General features: G+C 69.1%; 17 protein-coding genes and 1 tRNA gene. 9 read left to right on the top strand and 9 right to left on the bottom strand.

The window, feature by feature from the left end; translation table 11 throughout:
• The first annotated feature begins 2 nt into the window (after positions 1 to 2).
• The 4 genes from HQ308_RS16790 (at position 3) to HQ308_RS16775 (ending at position 3,887) form a co-directional block, all read left to right on the top strand.
• Positions 3 to 1,067 carry a YihY/virulence factor BrkB family protein gene (locus HQ308_RS16790; protein WP_056445758.1) on the top strand — a complete coding sequence of 355 codons (1,065 nt, stop codon included), beginning with the start codon at positions 3 to 5 and terminating at the stop codon, positions 1,065 to 1,067.
• A 51-nt stretch (positions 1,068 to 1,118) separates the two neighbouring features.
• Positions 1,119 to 2,225 (top strand): diguanylate cyclase, encoded by a 1,107-nt coding sequence (locus HQ308_RS22995; RefSeq protein ID WP_056445761.1) that lies wholly within the window; start codon positions 1,119 to 1,121, stop codon positions 2,223 to 2,225.
• 170 nt (positions 2,226 to 2,395) lie between these two features.
• Positions 2,396 to 3,328, top strand: a complete 933-nt coding sequence (locus tag HQ308_RS16780; protein WP_222647247.1) for an SDR family oxidoreductase — start codon at positions 2,396 to 2,398, stop codon at positions 3,326 to 3,328.
• 4 nt (positions 3,329 to 3,332) lie between these two features.
• The gene (locus HQ308_RS16775) at positions 3,333 to 3,887 is read left to right on the top strand and encodes a hypothetical protein (protein WP_222647245.1); all 555 of its coding nucleotides are present in this window, start codon (positions 3,333 to 3,335) and stop codon (positions 3,885 to 3,887) included.
• Here HQ308_RS16775 and HQ308_RS16770 read toward each other — a convergent pair.
• The gene (locus HQ308_RS16770) at positions 3,854 to 4,747 is read right to left on the bottom strand and encodes a siderophore-interacting protein (protein WP_222647243.1); all 894 of its coding nucleotides are present in this window, start codon (positions 4,745 to 4,747) and stop codon (positions 3,854 to 3,856) included. The two genes, HQ308_RS16775 and HQ308_RS16770, sit on opposite strands and share 34 nt — an antisense overlap.
• Positions 4,748 to 4,914: 167 nt before the next feature.
• Here HQ308_RS16770 and HQ308_RS16765 point away from each other — a divergent pair.
• Together HQ308_RS16765 and HQ308_RS16760 are read left to right on the top strand one after the other, a co-directional pair.
• Positions 4,915 to 4,987, top strand: a tRNA-Asn gene (locus HQ308_RS16765).
• Positions 4,988 to 5,116: 129 nt separating this feature from the next.
• The gene (locus HQ308_RS16760; protein WP_027505741.1) at positions 5,117 to 5,353 is read left to right on the top strand and encodes a hypothetical protein; all 237 of its coding nucleotides are present in this window, start codon (positions 5,117 to 5,119) and stop codon (positions 5,351 to 5,353) included.
• On the opposite strand, the gene dnaG is transcribed toward HQ308_RS16760, so the two are convergent.
• The 7 genes from dnaG to HQ308_RS16725 are packed head-to-tail and all read right to left on the bottom strand — an operon-like array spanning position 5,350 to position 12,879.
• Positions 5,350 to 7,275: a DNA primase gene (gene dnaG / locus HQ308_RS16755; protein ID WP_056445766.1), complete on the bottom strand. Its 1,926-nt coding sequence runs from the start codon at positions 7,273 to 7,275 to the stop codon at positions 5,350 to 5,352. The genes HQ308_RS16760 and dnaG overlap by 4 nt on opposite strands.
• Positions 7,276 to 7,332: 57 nt before the next feature.
• A complete protein-coding gene (locus tag HQ308_RS16750) occupies positions 7,333 to 8,604 on the bottom strand; it encodes a deoxyguanosinetriphosphate triphosphohydrolase (RefSeq protein WP_027505739.1) in 1,272 nt (423 codons plus the stop codon).
• Positions 8,601 to 9,290, bottom strand: coding sequence for a YdcF family protein (locus HQ308_RS16745; protein WP_222647241.1), 690 nt, complete (start codon positions 9,288 to 9,290; stop codon positions 8,601 to 8,603). Before HQ308_RS16745 ends, HQ308_RS16750 begins: the two co-directional genes overlap by 4 nt.
• A 46-nt stretch (positions 9,291 to 9,336) precedes the next feature.
• On the bottom strand, positions 9,337 to 9,945 hold the full coding sequence (locus HQ308_RS16740; protein WP_027505737.1) for a response regulator transcription factor: 609 nt from the start codon (positions 9,943 to 9,945) through the stop codon (positions 9,337 to 9,339).
• Complete coding sequence (locus tag HQ308_RS22990; protein WP_222647239.1) at positions 9,942 to 11,141, bottom strand: histidine kinase; 1,200 nt, start codon at positions 11,139 to 11,141, stop codon at positions 9,942 to 9,944. Before HQ308_RS22990 ends, HQ308_RS16740 begins: the two co-directional genes overlap by 4 nt.
• 35 nt (positions 11,142 to 11,176) lie before the next feature.
• The gene (locus HQ308_RS16730) at positions 11,177 to 11,968 is read right to left on the bottom strand and encodes an ABC transporter permease (protein WP_222647238.1); all 792 of its coding nucleotides are present in this window, start codon (positions 11,966 to 11,968) and stop codon (positions 11,177 to 11,179) included.
• On the bottom strand, positions 11,965 to 12,879 hold the full coding sequence (locus HQ308_RS16725; RefSeq protein WP_222647236.1) for an ABC transporter ATP-binding protein: 915 nt from the start codon (positions 12,877 to 12,879) through the stop codon (positions 11,965 to 11,967). Before HQ308_RS16725 ends, HQ308_RS16730 begins: the two co-directional genes overlap by 4 nt.
• A gap of 127 nt (positions 12,880 to 13,006) precedes the next feature.
• Here HQ308_RS16725 and HQ308_RS16720 point away from each other — a divergent pair, with 127 nt between their 5' ends.
• The 3 genes from HQ308_RS16720 to HQ308_RS16710 all read left to right on the top strand — a co-directional run bounded on the left by HQ308_RS16720 (position 13,007) and on the right by HQ308_RS16710 (position 16,340).
• Positions 13,007 to 15,028: a TPM domain-containing protein gene (locus HQ308_RS16720; RefSeq protein WP_222630414.1), complete on the top strand. Its 2,022-nt coding sequence runs from the start codon at positions 13,007 to 13,009 to the stop codon at positions 15,026 to 15,028.
• An 88-nt stretch (positions 15,029 to 15,116) separates the two neighbouring features.
• Entirely contained in the window at positions 15,117 to 15,839 is a 723-nt protein-coding gene (locus HQ308_RS16715; RefSeq protein ID WP_222638414.1) for a hypothetical protein, read from the top strand.
• Positions 15,840 to 15,908: 69 nt separating this feature from the next.
• A complete protein-coding gene (locus HQ308_RS16710) occupies positions 15,909 to 16,340 on the top strand; it encodes an SRPBCC family protein (protein WP_222647234.1) in 432 nt (143 codons plus the stop codon).
• Between the two features lie 3 nt (positions 16,341 to 16,343).
• Here the strand turns inward: HQ308_RS16710 and HQ308_RS16705 are convergent, their stop codons facing one another.
• Positions 16,344 to 17,729: a glycine--tRNA ligase gene (locus HQ308_RS16705; protein ID WP_027505730.1), complete on the bottom strand. Its 1,386-nt coding sequence runs from the start codon at positions 17,727 to 17,729 to the stop codon at positions 16,344 to 16,346.
• Positions 17,730 to 17,877 lie beyond the last annotated feature (148 nt).

The raw sequence follows: 17,877 nt of genomic DNA, 5'->3' as shown, positions 1-17,877 counted from the left end.
CCATGACCCGAGAGCAGACGACGGGTGACGACCCGGCCCACGCGGACCCGGACGATCCTCGGAAGCCCGATTCACCCACCGATCTCACCAAGCCGTCGTTCTTCTACGTCCTGCGCAAGACCGCGCGCGAGTTCTCCAAGGACCAGTGCACCGATCTGGCCGCTGCTCTCACGTATTACGCGGTGCTGTCGCTGTTCCCGGCTCTTCTCGCCGTCGTGTCCCTTCTCGGCGTGTTCGGGCAGGGCGAGCGCACCGTCACCGCGGTGCTCGACATCGTGTCCGACCTGGGGCCGTCGTCCGCCGTCGACACACTGCGCGGACCGGTCGAGCAGCTCGTCCAGGCGCCCACCGCCGGACTCGCCCTGATCATCGGTCTGGCCGGCGCCCTCTGGTCGGCGTCCGGCTACGTGGGCGCGTTCGGCCGCGCCATGAATCGGATGTACGAGGTGGACGAGGGCCGACCGATCTGGAAGCTCCGCCCGGTCATGCTGGTCGTCACTCTGGTCGGCCTGATCTGCATCGCCGCGGCGGGACTCATGCTGGCCGTCAGCGGTCCCGTCGCCACGGCCGTGGGTGACGCGATCGGTGCCGGCGACACCGCACTGACGGTGTGGAACATCGCGCGGTGGCCCGTCGTCCTCGCGCTGATCGTCCTGGCCGTCGCGATCCTCTACTACGCCACACCCAACGTGCAGCAGCCGAAGTTCCGATGGATCAGCACAGGGGCCGGCATGGCCATCGTCGTGTGGATCCTCGCGTCCGTGCTCTTCGGTTTCTACGTCGCGAACTTCAGCAGCTACAACAAGACCTACGGCTCGTTGGCCGGCGTGATCATCTTCCTGCTGTGGCTCTGGATCACGAACCTCGCTCTGCTGTTCGGGGCGGAACTCGATTCCGAGCTGGAACGCGGCCGCCAACTCCAGGCCGGCATCGAGGCCGAGGACCATCTGCAGCTTCCACCGCGCGACACGCGCGTCTCGGAGAAGAACGAGGAGACCGATCGCGAACACGTCGAACGTGGTCGCGCCCTGCGCCTCTCCCACGGCGAGGACTCGTCCGCCCGGTAGCGTGGTGGTGACACGGGCCATGGGAGCCCGGAGCGAGGGCGGTCTGCGCGAGTGAGTGACACGGGGGCGGGCGCGCTGGTGGCGTCCGCACGCCGAGCGCGTCGGCAGTGGCGCGACAGCGCCCACGACGGCGATCCGGTGCGATCGGACGTGGTGGTCGTCCAGGGCCTCGCCGCGATCTGCGTGCTGAGCACCGTTCTGTACGGAGCGGTGTTCCTGTGGGTGGTGACGGACCCCGACTACGCGGTCCACTGGTGGGTTCAGTCCTACAACCTGCTGGTCGCCGCGCTCGCGGCCACGACGTTCTGGGCACTGCACACGCCGCGGGCCGTGTGGTTCTACCGTCACACGGACGTCGTGACGTTCGTCGCCGCAGCCCTGATCATCGCCAGTCCCGTTCTGGGCAACGCCGATGCGGACTCCGGTTTCCCCGCCTTCGGACTCGCGCTCTCCATCGTCGCCGCCGCCGCGCTGCTGCAACGACGATGGCACGTTGTCGTCGTCGTCACCGGGGGCGTACTGGCCTGGATCGCCCTTGCCTCGGTCAACGGGATCGGAGACGTCGGGGTGCGCACCTTCGCGGCCGCGATCGTGCGCACCGTTCTGGTGGCGGGGTTGATCCACTACGTGCGGATCCGCACCATCGGTCTGCTGTGGGAGCGCTACAGGTCGGTGGATCGAGCACGCGCTCGAGCCGATTCGTTGTCTCACCGAGACGACCTGACGGGGCTGCTGAACCGGCGCGGTCTCGCGCGGGGCGCCTCGCCCGCGCTCGCCGACTGCGAACGTGATGCCGTGCCCGTCGGTGTCCTCTATCTCGATCTCGACGGTCTCAAGGAGATCAACGACCGAGCCGGCCACGACGCGGGCGACACGGCGCTGGTACGACTGTCCGGCATTCTCCACAGAAGTTTTCGCTCCGACGATCTGATCGCCCGCGTCGGCGGCGACGAGTTCGTGGTCGTCCTCCCAGGGGTCGGCGAACAGGAGGTCCTCGACCTCGGGGCGACCGCCCTCGACGGGCTCGGCGCCGCGCAGCTCTCCGTCAGTGCGGGGGTCGCGGTGTGGAACCCCGCCCCCGGCGGCGTCGGCCCGGACCTCGACGAACTGATGAGGCGGGCGGACAACGCGATGTATCGCGAGAAATATCGGCGTTGATCGGTCTCGTCCTGCTCGTGACTCCGAATTCGGGGTACTGCTCTGGGACGCCGCCGGTCACATCCGCGGCGTCGACGGCGTCGAGAACTGGCGTCACCATCGACGGTCTCGGCCGTCGACTCTCCGGACGCGCGCCGACGTCGGCAGCGCGTCGATACTCGAGGTGATCCATGACCCAGTCCATCTCTCCCACCGATCGTCGATCCGCCGGGACGATCCTGATCACCGGCGCGTCCAGCGGTATCGGTCGCGCCACCGCCCACCTCTACGCCGAGCGCGGCTGGTCCGTCGTCGTGTGTGCCCGTGGCCGTGACGGTCTGGCCGCCGTGGCCGACGAATGCCTGCAACGCGGCGCCGCCGCGGTGGCCGTCAAGCCGGTCGACGTGGTGCGCGGCGACGACGTGACCAAGGTCGTCACCGAGGTCGTCGAGCAGTTCGGCCGCCTCGACGTCTGCGTGCACTCCGCCGCGGTGATGTCCTACGGGACGTTCCTCGACACCCCGGCAGAGGTGTTCGATCACGCCGTGTCGGTCGACCTGCTCGGGTCCGCGAACGTCGCACGGTCGACGCTCACGGTGTTCCGCGACCAGGAGCACGGCCACCTCGTGGTCATCGGCTCGTTGCTGGGCCGTATCGCGGTGCCGTGGATGGGCACCTACGTCACGTCCAAATGGGGGCTGCGCGGCCTCACCCGTGTTCTCCAGCAGGAGGTTCGGCAGTATCCCGGCGTCCACGTCAGCGCCGTCGCACCCGGTGCCGTGAACACGCCGATCTACGAGCAGGCCGCCACCGTCGTCGGCAGAGCGGGGTCGCCGCCTCCCCCCGTCGCGGAGCCCGAGGTCATCGCCCGTGCCGTCGCGGCGGTCGTCCGGCGCCCACAGCGTGAGCGGGACGCCGATGCGGTGTTCGGCCTCGTCAACAAGTTCGCGTCGGCGGGCTACTCGCTGGTCCCGGCGGTCTTCGATCGACTCGTCGGGCCGTTGATGTGGCGTTTCGGCATCGCACGCGAGCCCAAAGACGATTCGGAGGGCAATGTATTCCACTCCAGTACCGCACCTCCCCCGCGGAAAGTGACCGCGCGGACCGGAGACCGTCCACACTGAGTCCATGACCACCCGACGCCGGTTGCCCCCACAGAAGCTCGGATCCCTCATCGGCGCCGTGTTCGGACTCGTGTTCGTGGTGGTCAACTCGGCGTCGTCGCCGACACTCCTGCGTCTTGTGTTCTGTGTGGCCGCTGCGGCGGCCGCGATCACCGTTCTCGTGGGGATCGCGCGCAATCCCGTGGTCACGGTGCCCGCGGGTGTCACACCGTTCGGACGCGGTTACGCCATGATCGTGCTCGCCGAGGTGGTGCTGCTCTTCGCCGGCATCCGCGTCGTGGCGGGGCCTCTCGGACTGCCCGAGGCCGGGGTCGCCTGGGTGGCCGTCGTGGTCGGCGTGCACTTCGTCGTCCTGGCGCGCCTGTGGCACCTGCGACTGTTCGACGTCCTGGGCGCGGTGCTGACGGTTCTCGGGGTGCTCGGCTTCGTCCTGGCCGTCGCCGGGTCGGACCGGATGTGGATCGACATCGTGGCGGGGGTCGCTTCGGGTGCGGTGCTCCTGGAGTTCGCGCGCCGAGGAGTGCGTCAGAGACCCACCTTCTCCAGCGCTTCGTCGTAGATCAGAGCCGCCTCGGACTCCGAACGGCCCTCCTGAAGCGCGCCCACGTAGACGGCGGACACCTCCTTCTCCACCGCCGTGTACTTCGCGAGCCACTGCTCGGCTCGCACGCGCCAGTAGCCGATGATGTCGAAACGGTCGACGCCCATACCCTGCTCGCGGCGCACGTACTTGCGGACGGCACGCGAGTCCGCGGCCTCCCCCGCGAAGAAAACGTAACCCTCGCCCGGCGGGAACTCCCACGCCTGCACCGCGTCCGGCAGCACTCCGGGACCGTGCCCGTTACCGGACCCGATGCACCACTGCACTGTCACCTCGGCCGCCGACTCGAACGTCTGCACGTCGGCCTCGTCGAGAACCTCGACGATCGCATGGGCCCGAGTGTTCGCGGGCAACTCCTCGAGCACTCGGCCCAGCGCCGGAAGCCCGGCGAGATCCGCCGCGAGGAGGAACCACGCGGTGTCCGCCGGCGGCGCGAACCAGTGCCGCGGCGGAGTGACGACCACGACGTCGCCCGGTCGCGCCGACAGCGCCCAGGACGCGGCCACCCCGCCGTCGTGGGCGACGAAGTCGATCACCAGCTCACCGGCGCCCGTCACCCGTCGCACCGTGTAGTTGCGTCCCTCGGGACGGGTGGCGTCGTCGTGGTACCACCAGACCCCGTCGACACACTGCATGGCCGGCGGCCGAGCGTCGCCGGGAGCCGGGAAGTAGAGCGCGACGCACTCGTCGGCCACACCGGCCGGGCGGTACCGGCGCAGGTCCTCTCCGCCGAAGGTGAGGCGAACGAGGTTGGGGCTCAGTGTCGTCCGGTCCACCACCTCGGCCCAGTAGAAGGTCGGCTCGGTGTCGTCGGTCATCGTCGGTGCTCCCGCAGTCGAGGTCGTCGTTCCGAGTTAGGTTACCCTGACCAGGCCGGGTGTGGTGGTGCCAGGACGAGGCGATTTGGTGGTCGACGGGTGCCATGGGTTAGAGTCTCTTCTCGGCGAGGATGCATCCGAGAGGGTGCTGTCGGAGCCACGAACATTCCCCCATAGCTCAATTGGCAGAGCATTCGACTGTTAATCGAAGGGTTTCTGGTTCAAGTCCAGATGGGGGAGCACGCAGAGCCCGTGACCGTCGTCGGTCACGGGCTCTTCTCGTTTCGCCGCACCCGCCCCGGGGAGTTCGCCGTGCCCGGTCACGTCGGGCAGGATGGAATCAGACGTCTCGAAAGGACTCACGCTCACATGATGGGAATGTTGGCCGGCATCGCTGCCGGATACGTGCTCGGCACCAAGGCGGGGCGTGCGCGCTACGAACAGATCAGCCGCGCGACGAAGGCGGTGGCGTCGAGCCCCGCGACGAAGAAGGTCGTGTCGGCCGGACGCCAGAAGTTGGCCGACACCCTCAGCACGCAGCCGAAGCTCGAGCCGATGAAGCAGGTCGACGACACTCAGCTCTACATCCCGCACGACAAGCTCTAGACGGCGGGGAACTCCGCGTCCGTGGTGCTGCCGACGGCCTGCTCCAACAGGCTGCGGCGGTACTGCTCGAGCGCGATGAGGTCGCCGAACAGCGCGTTGTAGTCGTCCGGCTTCTCGATGGGTGACATGCGCTGCAGCTTCGACTTCAGTTCCGCGACCTGCCGGCCGACCCACACCTCCTGCAGACGCGCGAGCACCCCCGAGATGTAGCGCGGGGTCGCCTCGTCGGAGATGGGCATGGCCTCGACGGCCAGTTCCGTGACCAGGGAGCGCAATCCCTTCGGCTCCGCCTTCTTGCCGACGGCGTCGAGCCACTCCCCGCCCCCGAGCCCCGCGGCCGTTCCACCGGCCTCGCGGACCGCCTCGGACACCGCGGCGTACGCCGGGTGCCCGAACGTCTCGGGGGGCAGCGAATCGAACACGGACCCGGCGATACCGGGGTGCTGCATGACGGCCTTGAGGGCTTCGCGCTGCGGCCACAGCGTGGGGTCGTTGCGCGCCGGATGGGCCGGTCCGACCGGCGCAGCCTTCTCGGTCTCGGTACTGCGCACCGGCCGCCGGAGCGGCGCCGGAGCGCCACCCTTCGCGATCTTGGCCGCTTCCTCGCGCACCCGGTTGACCACCATGCGCTCGTCTATCCAGCCCACCCAGCCGCTGAGCCGAGCCGCGTAGTTGTCGCGGAGCGCACGGTCCTTCATCTGGGCGACCATCGGCACGGTGCGGCGCAGGGCTTCGACCTGCCCCTCGGCGGTGTCGAGATCGCACTCGGACAGAGCGCCGCGAATGGCGAACTCGAAGAGCGGGGTACGACGCGCGACGAGATCACGTACTGCCGCGTCCCCCTTCTCGAGGCGCAGGTCGCACGGATCCATCCCGTCCGGAGCCACCGCGATGAACGTCTGGCCGGCGAGCTTCTGGTCTCCCGAGAAGGCCTTCATCGCGGCGGCCTGACCGGCGGAGTCCCCGTCGAAGGTGTAGATGATCTCGCCGCGCCAGAACTTGTCGTCCATCAGCAGCCGACGCAGGAGCGCGAGGTGCTCGTCACCGAAAGCGGTACCGCACGAGGCGACCGCCGTCTTGACTCCCGCCAGGTGCATGGCCATGACGTCGGTGTAGCCCTCGACGACGACGGCCTGATGCCCCTTGGCGATGTCCTTCTTCGCCAGGTCGAGGCCGAACAGCACCTGAGACTTCTTGTACAGCAACGTCTCCGGAGTGTTGACATACTTTCCCGGCATCGTGTCGTCGTCGAAGATCTTGCGTGCGCCGAAGCCGATGACGTCACCGGACAGGTTGCGGATGGGCCACAGCAATCGACGGTGGAACCGGTCCATCGGACCCCGCTTGCCCTCGCGGGACAGCCCGGCCGCCTCGAGTTCCTTGAACTCGAAGCCCTTGTTCAGCAGATGCTTGGTGAGCGTGTCCCACCCACTCGGGGCGAACCCGCACCCGAACTCCTGTGCAGCGGCGGCATCGAAGTTGCGCTGCGTCAGGTAGTCCCGGGCCGCCTGCGCCTCGGGTGATCCGAGTTGCTCGGCGTAGAACTGCTGCGCTGCCGCATTGGCCGCGACGAGGCGGGACCGGGTCCCACGATCACGCTGGACCGAAGTGCCGCCACCCTCGTACGAGATGGAGTAGCTCAGCCGATCCGCGAGTTGCTCGACGCTCTCGACGAACGTGATGTGCTCGATCTTCTGCAGGAACGTGTACACGTCGCCGCCCTCACCACAGCCGAAGCAGTGGAAGGTGCCGTGATTCGGCCGGACGTGGAAAGACGGGTTCTTCTCGTCGTGGAACGGGCAGAGCCCGCTCATGGAGTCGCCTCGCGGAGCCTTCAGTGCGACGTACTCGCCGACGATGTCCTCGATGCGAGTGCGTTCGCGAATGGCGGCTACATCGCGTTCAGGTATCCGGCCGGCCACGAGCCCAGTCTAGTGCCGGGTCCGACACGGCTCCCCCGCCGTACCGACCCGGACCCGCTAACCCCAGGACGCCTGCGCTCCGAGGCTGCTCTTGTCCACCCGTTCGAGCCGCGACTCCGTGTAGGACGCGATCTGATCCACCACGACGCGGATGCGCTGGGAGTCGTCCGCGGCGGCGTTCCACACGGGAACGAACATCGGATCGAGCGAGGTCGGTGCCGAGTACAGCAGCCAGGCCGCGACGCGGTGGATGCGATCGCGCTGACGGTCCTGCCGGAGCCGGTGCCCGGCGTCGGACATCACGTAACGCAGCGCCATCGTCTTGAGCAACGCCACCTCCGCTCGGACCAGCGACGGGACGGAGAGATCCGCCTCGTAGCGCCGCACGGGCCTGCCGTCGGCCGCCTCCCGGGTGCTGGAGATGGCGGCGGTGGTGAATCGGCCCACCAGTTCGCTCGTCATCCGCTTGAGCGCCACCGAGCGGACGAGAGTGCCGTCGTAGCCTGACGCATCGGTGACCACCGGCATCTCCGACAACCGCTGAGCGGCCTCGCGCATGTGGTCACGGTCGAAGCCGCGGAACTCGCTCACCGACATCTCGGCGAGGGCCGACTGCTCGCTGGGGTCCGCCAGCGACCGGAGGTCGATGCGCCCGGCGATGATGCCGTCCTCCACGTCGTGCACCGAATACGCGACGTCGTCGGCCCAGTCCATCGCCTGCGCCTCCAGGCTCTGACGACCCTCGGGTGCGCCCTCGCGGATCCAGGTGAGGGTGTCGGCGTCATCGTCGTAGGCGCCGAACTTCGCGCCCGGCCGCGGCCGCAGCCACGGGTACTTGATCGCGGCATCGAGCGAGGCACGAGTGAGGTTCAGCCCGGCGCTGGCGCCGTCCTCGGTGAGGACCTTCGGTTCCAGCACCGTGAGGATCCGAAGGTTCTGAGCGTTGCCCTCGAACCCGCCGCAGGACTCGGCCACCTCGTCGAGGGCCCGCTCGCCGTTGTGTCCGTAGGGCGGGTGGCCGATGTCGTGAGCCAGCCCGGCCAGTTCCACCAGATCGGGGTCGCACCCGATGCCGTCGGCGATGCTGCGCCCGATCTGGGCGACCTCCAGAGAGTGCGTCAATCGGGTGCGGGGCGTGTCGCCCTCACGGGGACCGGTGACCTGAGTCTTGTCGGCGAGGCGTCGCAACGCGGCCGAGTGCAGCACCCGGGCGCGATCACGGGCGAAGTGTCCTCGCGAATCGCCGGGTGTCTCGGTGAGCACCAGCGCGGCCGTCTTCGGCCCCTCCGCCACCAGTCGTTCGAGGTCCGCCGCGTCGTACTGCGTCACTGGCTGGCCGTGTACTGGAAGTCCGCGGAGTAGTGCGTCAGCTGGTACCACAGCAGAGCCGCTGTCTCCCTGGCGATCCCGTGGATCTGCGACTCGCGGGTGAACACGGCGGGGCCCTGGCGGGTGGGCGACGTCCACGCGTCCAGACCGGCGTCGCGCGCCATGGTGCGGGTGCGCAGCGAGTGCCACGGATCGCTCACCAGGGTGATCTCGGTCAGTCCTCGCGACTGCAACTCCGCCGCGACGGCCTCGATGCTGAGCAGGGTGTCCGACCCCTCCTCGACGGCGACGATGTCCTCGCCCGGAACACCCTGATCCATCAGGTAGTTCCGACCCGACGCCGCCTCGGTGTAGTTGTCGCCCACCTGCTTGCCACCGACCGTCACGATCAGCGGAGCGACCCCGCTGGAGAACAGCGCCGACGCCTGTTCGAGTCGCGCCTCGAAGACCGACGAGGGGACGCCGTCGTACTGGGCCGCGCCGAGCACGACGATGGCGTCCGACGGCGTGTGATCGTCGATCCGAGCCACCTGCCACACCCGCACGGCGGTCCCACCGACGAGGAGCACTCCCACGAGGACCACGCCCGCCACGAGCCGACGGAGCCAGCGCGCGACGGTGCCGCCGAAGCCGAGACGATCGGGCTGCGGCACGTACGGGTCGTCGTAACGGTAGTCGGTACTCACACGTCGATTCTGCCAGCCGCACCCGCGGAGATCGGTCCGGCGCGCCTCACAACCACCCGTTGTCCTCCGCGATGCGCACGGCCTCGGCGCGCGTGGTGGCACCGGTCTTCCCGATGGCGGCGGAGAGATGGTTCCGCACCGTGCCCTCGGAGAGGTGCAGTGCGGCGGCGATGGACCCGGCGGTGGTCCCGGAGCGAGCCGCGGACAGGACGTCCCGCTCCCGCGGTGTCAGGGGCGAGTTCCCGGCCGTCAGCGTCTCCGTCGCCAGTGCCGGGTCGATGACGCGCATCCCGGCGTGGACCCGCCGGACCGCCTCGGCGAGCTGGCGAGCGGGCGTGTCCTTGACCACGAATCCGCCGGCACCGGCGTCGATGGCCCGCCGCACGTACCCGGGCCGTCCGAAGGTGGTGACCACGAGCACGCGACACGTGGGGACTGCCGCCCGCAGCAGGGCGGTGGTCGCGATGCCGTCTCCCCCGGGCATCTCGACGTCGAGAAGCGCCACGTCGGGACGGTGCTCGAGCGCTGCGGGCACCACCTCGTCGCCGCGCCCCACCTCCGCGACGACGTCGAGATCGTGCTCGAGTCCCAACAGGGCGGCCAGAGCGCCGCGGACCAGGGCCTGGTCGTCGGCCAGCAGGAGTCGGATCGTCACGGCGCCGTCACCGTGAGAGTGAACCCGCCGTCACTTCCCCGTGCGACCCGGACGGCGGCGCCGAGGGCGTCCGCGCGGTCGGTGAGTCCCCGCAGGCCGGTGCCCGTGGACTCGCCCTGCGGCCCGATGCCGTTGTCCGCGACGGTGGTCCGGCGGGCATCGAGTCGCACCCGGCATTCGGTTCCGCCGCTGTGACGCACCACGTTCGTCACCGCTTCCCGGAGCGCCCAGGCGAACAGCTCACGGAACTCCTCCGCCACGTCACGCACCGACCCCTCGATGTGCAGTGTCATCCCTGCCGCTTCGACGGCGCTGCGCACTCCCCGTATCTCGGTGTCGAGTCGCAGGTGACGCAGCCCGCCCACCGTCGATCGCACGTCGGCGAGCGCTGCGCGCGAGAGGCTCTCGACGTCGGCGATCTCGACGGCGGCACGCGCCGGATCCACCTCGACGAGTCGCCCGGCCAGCTCGGCCTTCATGGTGATGACGGTCAGCGAGTGGCCGAGGATGTCGTGGACGTCGCGAGCGACTCTCTCGCGCTCCTCGACCACGGCAAGGTCGGACAGGCGGCGGCGCGCCTCGGTCAGCTGGATGTTGCGAGCGACGAGTTGGCTGATTCCCCAGGCGGCGAACGCGGCCACCGCCACGGTGAACCCGGCGGAATCGTCCGGGGTCCAACTCGGGACGACACGGGGAAGCACCTCGACCGCGGCGACGTTCGCAGCGAGCACGAGGAGACCCGACCGGCGAGGAAGGGTCATGACGGCGAGAACCGCCACGAACACGCATCCCGTCAACACGGAGTCACCGGCTGCGGGAGCGACCGGAACCAGCAGCAGCATCAGCGCCACCACCACAGCCCACTGTCGGGGCACCCGCACCTGCGCCTCGGCATGCAGCCGTCCCCGGAAGTCGCGGAAACCACCCAGGAACACCGCGGCGAAGGCGAGCAGACACAGCGCTGCGGCCACCTGCCAGTGGACGGGCCCGTCGTAACTCCACACCGCCCGTACCGGATAGATCAGGTAGGCCAGCCACACCGCACTGAAGACCCAGCCTCGGCGCACGGCGGCGCGCAGTCGCGTCCCCTCGCTGTCGTCGACGTTCACCTCGCGCGGCTCGATGACGAAATGCGACCGAAGTGACTGCACGAGGCCCTGACGACGGCCGAGCGCGGCGGCGGTGGTCCTGCTCACCGCCGCCACGCTAGACCCCCTGGTGTCCGGACGTGTCATACGCGGGCGGTGTCCTTGCGGAACATCGTCATCGCGCCGATCACGAAGATCGTCGTCCACACCGCGACGTTGACGAGCGCCTCCACCAGCGACGTCCACGAGGTGTCCCCGAGCGGCGACCGCGCCAACGTGGCCACCCCGTAGGTGGGGACGAACTTCGCCACGGTCGCGAACCATCCACTCGCCGGGACGAAGAGACCACCGGCGAACGCGAGCACAGCGAGACCGGGTCCGAGAATCTGCATCACGTTCTCCGACGGCAGCAGGTACCCCATGAAGAGGCCGAACGCCGCGAACACGATCGAGGTGATCCAGGCGAGCACGAAGCACTCCACCCATGCCGCGGCGGGAAGAGTCGCGCCTGTCGCCGCACCGACGGCGAAGACGACGGCCACGGACACGAGCCCGAGCGCCATGGCGACGACGACCTTCACCGCGATGTACGCGGTGGGGGTCAGCGGGGTGAGCCGCAGCTGACGGCTCCATCCGAGTCCGCGTTCGATCGAGACCATGGCGCCGCCACTCGTGGTGGCCAGCATCGCGCCGTAGAGGGCCATGCTCACCATGACGTAGCCGGTGACGTTCGCCGATCCTGCCGACTCGGTCTTCAGATCACCCTGCAGCCCGAAGATGAGGAAGAAGATCGGCGGCACGACGAGTGCGAAGACGACGGTGCGGCGGTTCCGCAACATCCGGAGCATCTCGAGTGCGAGGAAGCCGGCGTTGAATCCGCCCCGAGCCGGCAGCGTCCGGACAGTGGTGGTGGTGGTCGAATCGGTGGCGGTCATGCGAGGCTCCCGGTGGTGTCGGTGGTGAGGGTCAGGAACGCGTCCTCGAGAGTGTGGGGAACGATCTCCACCTCGCGAGCTGCGGTGTGTGCGAACAGGTATCGAGCGACTGCATCCGAGTCCGTCGCGTGGACGGTGAGCCGGTCACCGTGGATCTCGACGTCGTCGACGCCGGGAACGGCCAGCAGATCGGCTGCCCGCGCGCCCGGCAGGATCGCCGAGACCCGCCGGCCGGACGCCACGTTCTTGATCTCGGCCGCGGTGCCGTCCGCCAAGATGCGCCCGTCGCGCAGCAGCACGATGCGGTCGGCGTAGGCGTCCGCCTCGTCGAGGTAGTGCGTGGCGAACAGGACCGTGCGTCCGTGCGAGGTGTCCTCGCGCATGGCGGCCCAGAACTCACGTCGGCCCTCCACGTCCATGCCCGTGGTCGGCTCGTCGAGCACGATGAGATCGGGATCCGGGAGCAGGGCGAGCGCGAACCGCAACCCCTGCTGCTGACCGCCGGAGCACTTCCCCACCATCCGGCCCCCGATGTCCGCGATGCCTGCGCGTGCCAGGACTTCCGAGACGGGCCGGGTGGACGAGTACAGGGTGCCGATGAGGCGAACGGTCTCCTCGACGGTGATGTCCTCGAGCAGTCCCCCGCTCTGCATCACCGCCGACACGCGGCCCGTCGCGACGGCGTCCTCGGGCGATCCGCCGAAGAGGGCGACGGAGCCCTCGTCGGGTCGACCGAGGCCCAGCATCATGTCGATCGTGGTGGTCTTGCCGGCGCCGTTGGGCCCGAGGAACGCGACGATCTCGCCCGGGTGGACGACGAGTGACAGGTCGTCGACGGCCTGGACACGGGTGTGGCCCGGCCCGGCGAACGACTTCCGCAGATGGTCGAGGTGAATCGCTGGTGTGGTCATGAGAAGAACACTGCTCCGATGCGAGGGACGAACCCTCGTTCGTGCGTCACGACCGCGGCATGACAGTTGTCACGGGTCTCTCGTCCTCGTTCGCACCGTTCGGCCACGCTCCCGGTAGGTTCCCACCATGACCCGGGTCCGAGTGCTCCTGCGTGCCGCCACCACCGCGATCCTGTTCGTCCTCGCCGTGGTCGGTGTGGGCGTGCCCGCCTCCGCCGAGGAACCGTTCCGAGTGCCCGAGCAGGTCACCGATCAGGCCGGCGCACTCGATGCCGGTGAGGTGTCCGAGGTGCAGTCCGCCGTCGACACCCTCTACGACGAGCAGGGCTTCCGGCTCTGGGTGGTCTTCGTCGACGACTTCTCGGGCCAGGCTGCCACCTCGTGGGGTGAGCGCACGGCGTCCACCAGCGACTTCGGGGACCGTGATGTGCTCATGGCGGTCGCGACGCAGGCCCGCTCGTACGTCCTGAACGTTCCCCAGGCGCTGTCGAGCATCTCGGACTCGGAGATCTCCGAACTCGAGCAGGCCTCGATCGAACCGGCGCTGCGCGAGGAGAACTGGGCGGGCGCGGCGACGGCGGCAGCCACCGGCCTGGGCAAGGCGGCGTCGACCACCGGCTCGGGATCGGCAGGTCTCTGGGTCGCCGTCGGCGTGATCCTCGTCCTCGTACTGGGCGCCTTCGCCTTCACTCGGCTGCGCGCACGGCGGCGGCGAGCCGATGCACTGGAGGCCGCCGAGCAGTTGGACGGCAGTGACCCCGCGGCCTTCGCCGCTCTCCCGCTCGACGTCCTGGACGAGCGTTCCCGCGCTCTGCTGGTGGAGACCGACGAGGCGATCCGGGCCAGTGCCGACGAGTTGTCCACTGCCGTCGGCGAACTGGGACAGGCCGCGGCTCGCCCGTTCGTCGAGGCTCTCGACGGCGCCCGCCGCGCGCTCGCGGCCGCGTTCGAGACGAGGCAGCGTCTGGACGACGCGATCCCCGAGTCGCCCGACGAGCGGCGCCAGATGCTCCTGTCGATCATCACCTCGTGCAGTGACGCGGACCGGCACCTCGACGAGAAGGTCGCCGAGTTCGACGAGATCCGGAACCTGTTGATCGACGCGGACTCCCGTCTCGACGCGCTCACGCGCGGGCAGGTGGAGCAGACGGCGCGGCTGGACGCGGCGGCGGCGACCCTGACGAGCCTCGCGGGGCGGTACGACAGCTCCGTCCTCGCGCCGGTGGCGAACAACGTCGACCTGGCGAAGGAACAGCTCGAGCTCGCCGACGCGAGCATCGACGAGGGGCGTGATGCCGCCGCGCAACCGGTGGGTCACCAGGGACCGGTGGTGGCCGCGGTGCGCACCGCGGAGAGTGCGCTGTCGCGCGCCCGATCGCTGCTCGACGCCGTCGAGCACGCCGACGCCGACATCGAGGCCGCGCGCTCCGGGCTCGACGCGGCGATGGCCGACGCGGAAGCCGACATCGCATCGGCGGACCGCCTCGCCTCGCACGGCGGAGACCGACTCGCCGCGGCACGGGCCGCCGTCGCCGAGGCGTTGGGTCGGGCACGGACCCGCGGCACGCAGGATCCGCTGGGCAGTATGAACGCCCTCGTCGCAGCCGACGCGCAACTCGACTCCGCACTCGCCGTCGCCACACAGAGCAAGGAACAGGACGACCATGCCCGCGCTCGACTGGACCGGGACCTCGCGTCGGCGCAGGCACAGGTGCGGGCCGCGAGCGAGTACATCGGCGCCCGCAGCGGCGCGGTGAAGGTCCAGGCGCGTACGCGGCTCGCCGAGGCCGAACGGCACGTCCAAGCCGCCCAGCAGCTGGGTGCCACGGACGCGCCACGCGCTCTGCAGCACGCCGCGGCCGCCCTGTCCCTCGCTGCGCAGGCGTCGCACCTCGCTCAGGCGGACGTCGCCGACTGGGAGGCGACACAGCGCCCTCGGCACAGCGGTGGGTACGGCGGCTCGTCCTCGGCGGGCGGCATCCTCACCGGCGTGCTCATCGACAGCGTGCTGCGGGGCGGCTTCTCCGGGGGCCGCTCGTACGGGAACCGTCGTGGCGGTGGCTACGGCGGATTCGGCGGCGGTCCGCGCTCGTTCGGCGGCTCCGGCAGCTCGGGACGCATCGGACGCTCGTCCGGCGGACGTTTCTGAGCCGGTGACCGCTCGGGTCGCGGCAAGCGCCCTCGCCCTGACTCTCCTCGTCGGCTGCGCACCGTCGCCGCCGGAGGTCCGCGCCCCCGTGAGCGCATCCACCTACCGGAGCCGCGACGACGACGCGGTGGGCGGACAGCTTCAGGTGACGCTCACCGGCGCGTCGGAGCAGCCGGTCACCGTCCGGTCGGTCGCACTGCGTTCTCCCGGCTTCGAGACGGTCGACGCGACACCTCGCGAGATCACGCTCGACCGCGGCTCCCGCATCGACGTCACCGTGCCGTACGGAACAGCGCTGTGCGATGTCGGAGCGGAACCGGCGACAGCGGTCGTCGAGACGAGTGACGACATCGCGGTCGAGGTGCCGCTCGCGTCGCAGAACGACACCCTGAACCGAATCCACGCCGAAGAATGTGCCGCCGCCGAACTCGCCGACATCGTCGCGGTCACCCTGGTTCCCGGCCCTCCACCGGCGGACCCCGCGGCGCCTCTGTCGGCGGTGCTCACCCTGGATCGCCGAGGCGGTGACGACCCATTGCGCCTCGACGAGATTCGCGGCAGCCTCCTCTACGCGCTGAGCAGCGAGGAGGTGCCGGTCACGCTGGCGTCGGGAACAGCGAGCATCGACGTCCCGGTCACGCTGTCGACGGCGTCCTGCGAACCGCATGTCATCGCGGACGCCAGGAAGCCCTTCGTGTTCCCCGCGTGGATCGCAGTGGGTGACGGTGTGCCGGTCTACACCCGCATCCCGGTACCCGTGTCGGTGCAGCGCCAGTTGGTGGAGTACCAGCAGCACTCCTGTGTCCGCTGACGTGGTGTTTCAGTACTGCGCGCGAACGGGCACTCTGGAGTCACCCACCTAGCATCAGGAGCCCCACCCATGGTCGATGTCACCCGCACGTTCACCGTTTCCCGCGCCCGAGCGGACGTCGCCGCGTACCTCCGCGACTTCGCGAACGCCACCGAATGGGATCCGGGCACCGTGGAGTGCACGCAGTCCACGCCCGGACCGGTCGCCGTCGGCACGGAATGGAACAACACGTCGAAGCTGTACGGCATCTCGACCGAGCTGACCTACCGTCTCGAGGTCGACGAGCCCGGCCACATCGTCCTGAAGGGCACGAACAAGACGGCTACGAGCACCGACGACATCACGCTGAACGAGGCCGGCCCGACCTCCACCGAGATCACCTATCACGCGAACATCGAGTTCAACGGCCTTGCGAAACTGGCCGACCCGCTCGCCGGCATCGCCTTCGAGCGGGTCGGGAAAGAGACCGAGGAGCAGATGACCGCTGCTCTGCAGAAGTAGCGGTCAGCAGCCCAGCAGGCGGGTGGCGAGGTAGCCCTCGACCTGATCGAGGGCGATCCGTTCCTGTGCCATGCTGTCGCGCTCGCGGATGGTGACCGCATGGTCGTCCAGCGTGTCGAAGTCGACCGTGATGCAGAACGGGGTGCCGATCTCGTCCTGGCGACGGTAGCGGCGACCGATGGCGCCGGCGTCGTCGAACTCGACGTTCCAGTTCTGTCGCAGAGTCGCCGCGAGGTCCTTGGCCTTGGGCGTCAGGTCGGCGTTGCGGCTCAGCGGGAGCACGGCGGCCTTGACCGGCGCCAGACGACGATCGAGTCGCAGCACCGTCCGCTTGTCCACGCCGCCCTTCGCATTGGGCGCCTCGTCCTCGTGGTACGCGTCGACGAGGAACGCCATGAGCGAACGCGTCAGTCCCGCAGCAGGTTCGATGACGTACGGGGTGTAGCGCTCGTCGTTGGCCTGGTCGTAGAAGCTCAGGTCGGTGCCGGAGTGCTTCGAGTGCGTCGACAGATCGAAGTCGGTGCGGTTGGCGACGCCCTCGAGCTCGCCCCACGCGCTGCCCTGGAACTCGAAGCGGTACTCGATGTCCACGGTGCGCTTGGAGTAGTGCGACAGCTTCTCCTGCGCGTGCTCGTACAGGCGCAGGTTCTCCGGGTCGATGCCCAGATCGGTGTACCACTTCATGCGGTAGTCGATCCAGTACTGGTGCCACTGCTCGTCCTCGCCGGGCTTGACGAAGAACTCCATCTCCATCTGCTCGAACTCGCGGGTGCGGAAGATGAAGTTGCCGGGCGTGATCTCGTTGCGGAAGCTCTTGCCGATCTGGCCGATGCCGAACGGCGGCTTCTTGCGCGACGTGGTGAGCACGTTGGCGAAGTTGACGAAGATGCCCTGCGCCGTCTCGGGGCGGAGGTAGTGCAGGCCTGCCTCGTCGTCGACAGGTCCGAGGAACGTCTTGAGCAGTCCGGAGAACGCGCGCGGCTCCGTCCAGGAACCGGGCTCGCCGGTCTCGGGATCGCGGATGTCGGCGAGTCCGTTCTCCGGCGGGTGGCCGTGCTTCTCCTCGTACGCTTCGAGAAGGTGATCGGCGCGGTAGCGCTTGTGGGTGTGGAGCGACTCGACCAGCGGATCGGAGAACGTCTCGACGTGGCCGGACGCTTCCCACACCTCGCGCGGCAGGATCACGGACGAGTCGAGACCCACCGTGTCCTCGCGGCTGGTGATCATGTTGCGCCACCACTGCTTCTTGATGTTGTCCTTCAGCTCCACGCCGAGGGGGCCGTAATCCCAGGCCGACTTGGTTCCGCCGTAGATCTCGCCACACTGATAGACGAGTCCCCGGCGTTTGGCCAGGTTGGCGACGGTATCGATCTTGGACTTCGGTGCCACGGGGCCAGCTCTCCATCTCGGGTGGTCGGTAGTACTGCCGAGCGAGGGGGTGTCCCTCTGCTCGCGACACATCAGACTATCCGGCGACGTCCCGGTCTTCGAGCACCGGTGAGTTGACATGCACGTCCGCGCATATCAGAGTAGGTGT

The sequence above is a fragment of the Rhodococcus sp. BP-241 genome (assembly GCF_019836145.1).
GTDB lineage: Bacteria > Actinomycetota > Actinomycetes > Mycobacteriales > Mycobacteriaceae > Rhodococcoides.
This window is presented reverse-complemented; position numbering and strand designations above follow the sequence as displayed.

Bases quoted from the DNA above. Each gene is read 5' to 3' on its own strand.
- HQ308_RS16790 (WP_056445758.1), top strand. From the start codon at position 3: ATGACCCGAGAGCAGACGACGGGTGACGACCCGGCCCACGCGGACCCG.
- HQ308_RS16780 (WP_222647247.1), top strand. From the start codon at position 2,396: ATGACCCAGTCCATCTCTCCCACCGATCGTCGATCCGCCGGGACGATC.
- HQ308_RS16775 (WP_222647245.1), top strand. From the start codon at position 3,333: ATGACCACCCGACGCCGGTTGCCCCCACAGAAGCTCGGATCCCTCATC.
- HQ308_RS16770 (WP_222647243.1), bottom strand. From the start codon at position 4,747: ATGACCGACGACACCGAGCCGACCTTCTACTGGGCCGAGGTGGTGGAC.
- HQ308_RS16760 (WP_027505741.1), top strand. From the start codon at position 5,117: ATGATGGGAATGTTGGCCGGCATCGCTGCCGGATACGTGCTCGGCACC.
- HQ308_RS16730 (WP_222647238.1), bottom strand. From the start codon at position 11,968: ATGACCGCCACCGATTCGACCACCACCACCACTGTCCGGACGCTGCCG.
- HQ308_RS16725 (WP_222647236.1), bottom strand. From the start codon at position 12,879: ATGACCACACCAGCGATTCACCTCGACCATCTGCGGAAGTCGTTCGCC.
- HQ308_RS16720 (WP_222630414.1), top strand. From the start codon at position 13,007: ATGACCCGGGTCCGAGTGCTCCTGCGTGCCGCCACCACCGCGATCCTG.
- HQ308_RS16710 (WP_222647234.1), top strand. From the start codon at position 15,909: ATGGTCGATGTCACCCGCACGTTCACCGTTTCCCGCGCCCGAGCGGAC.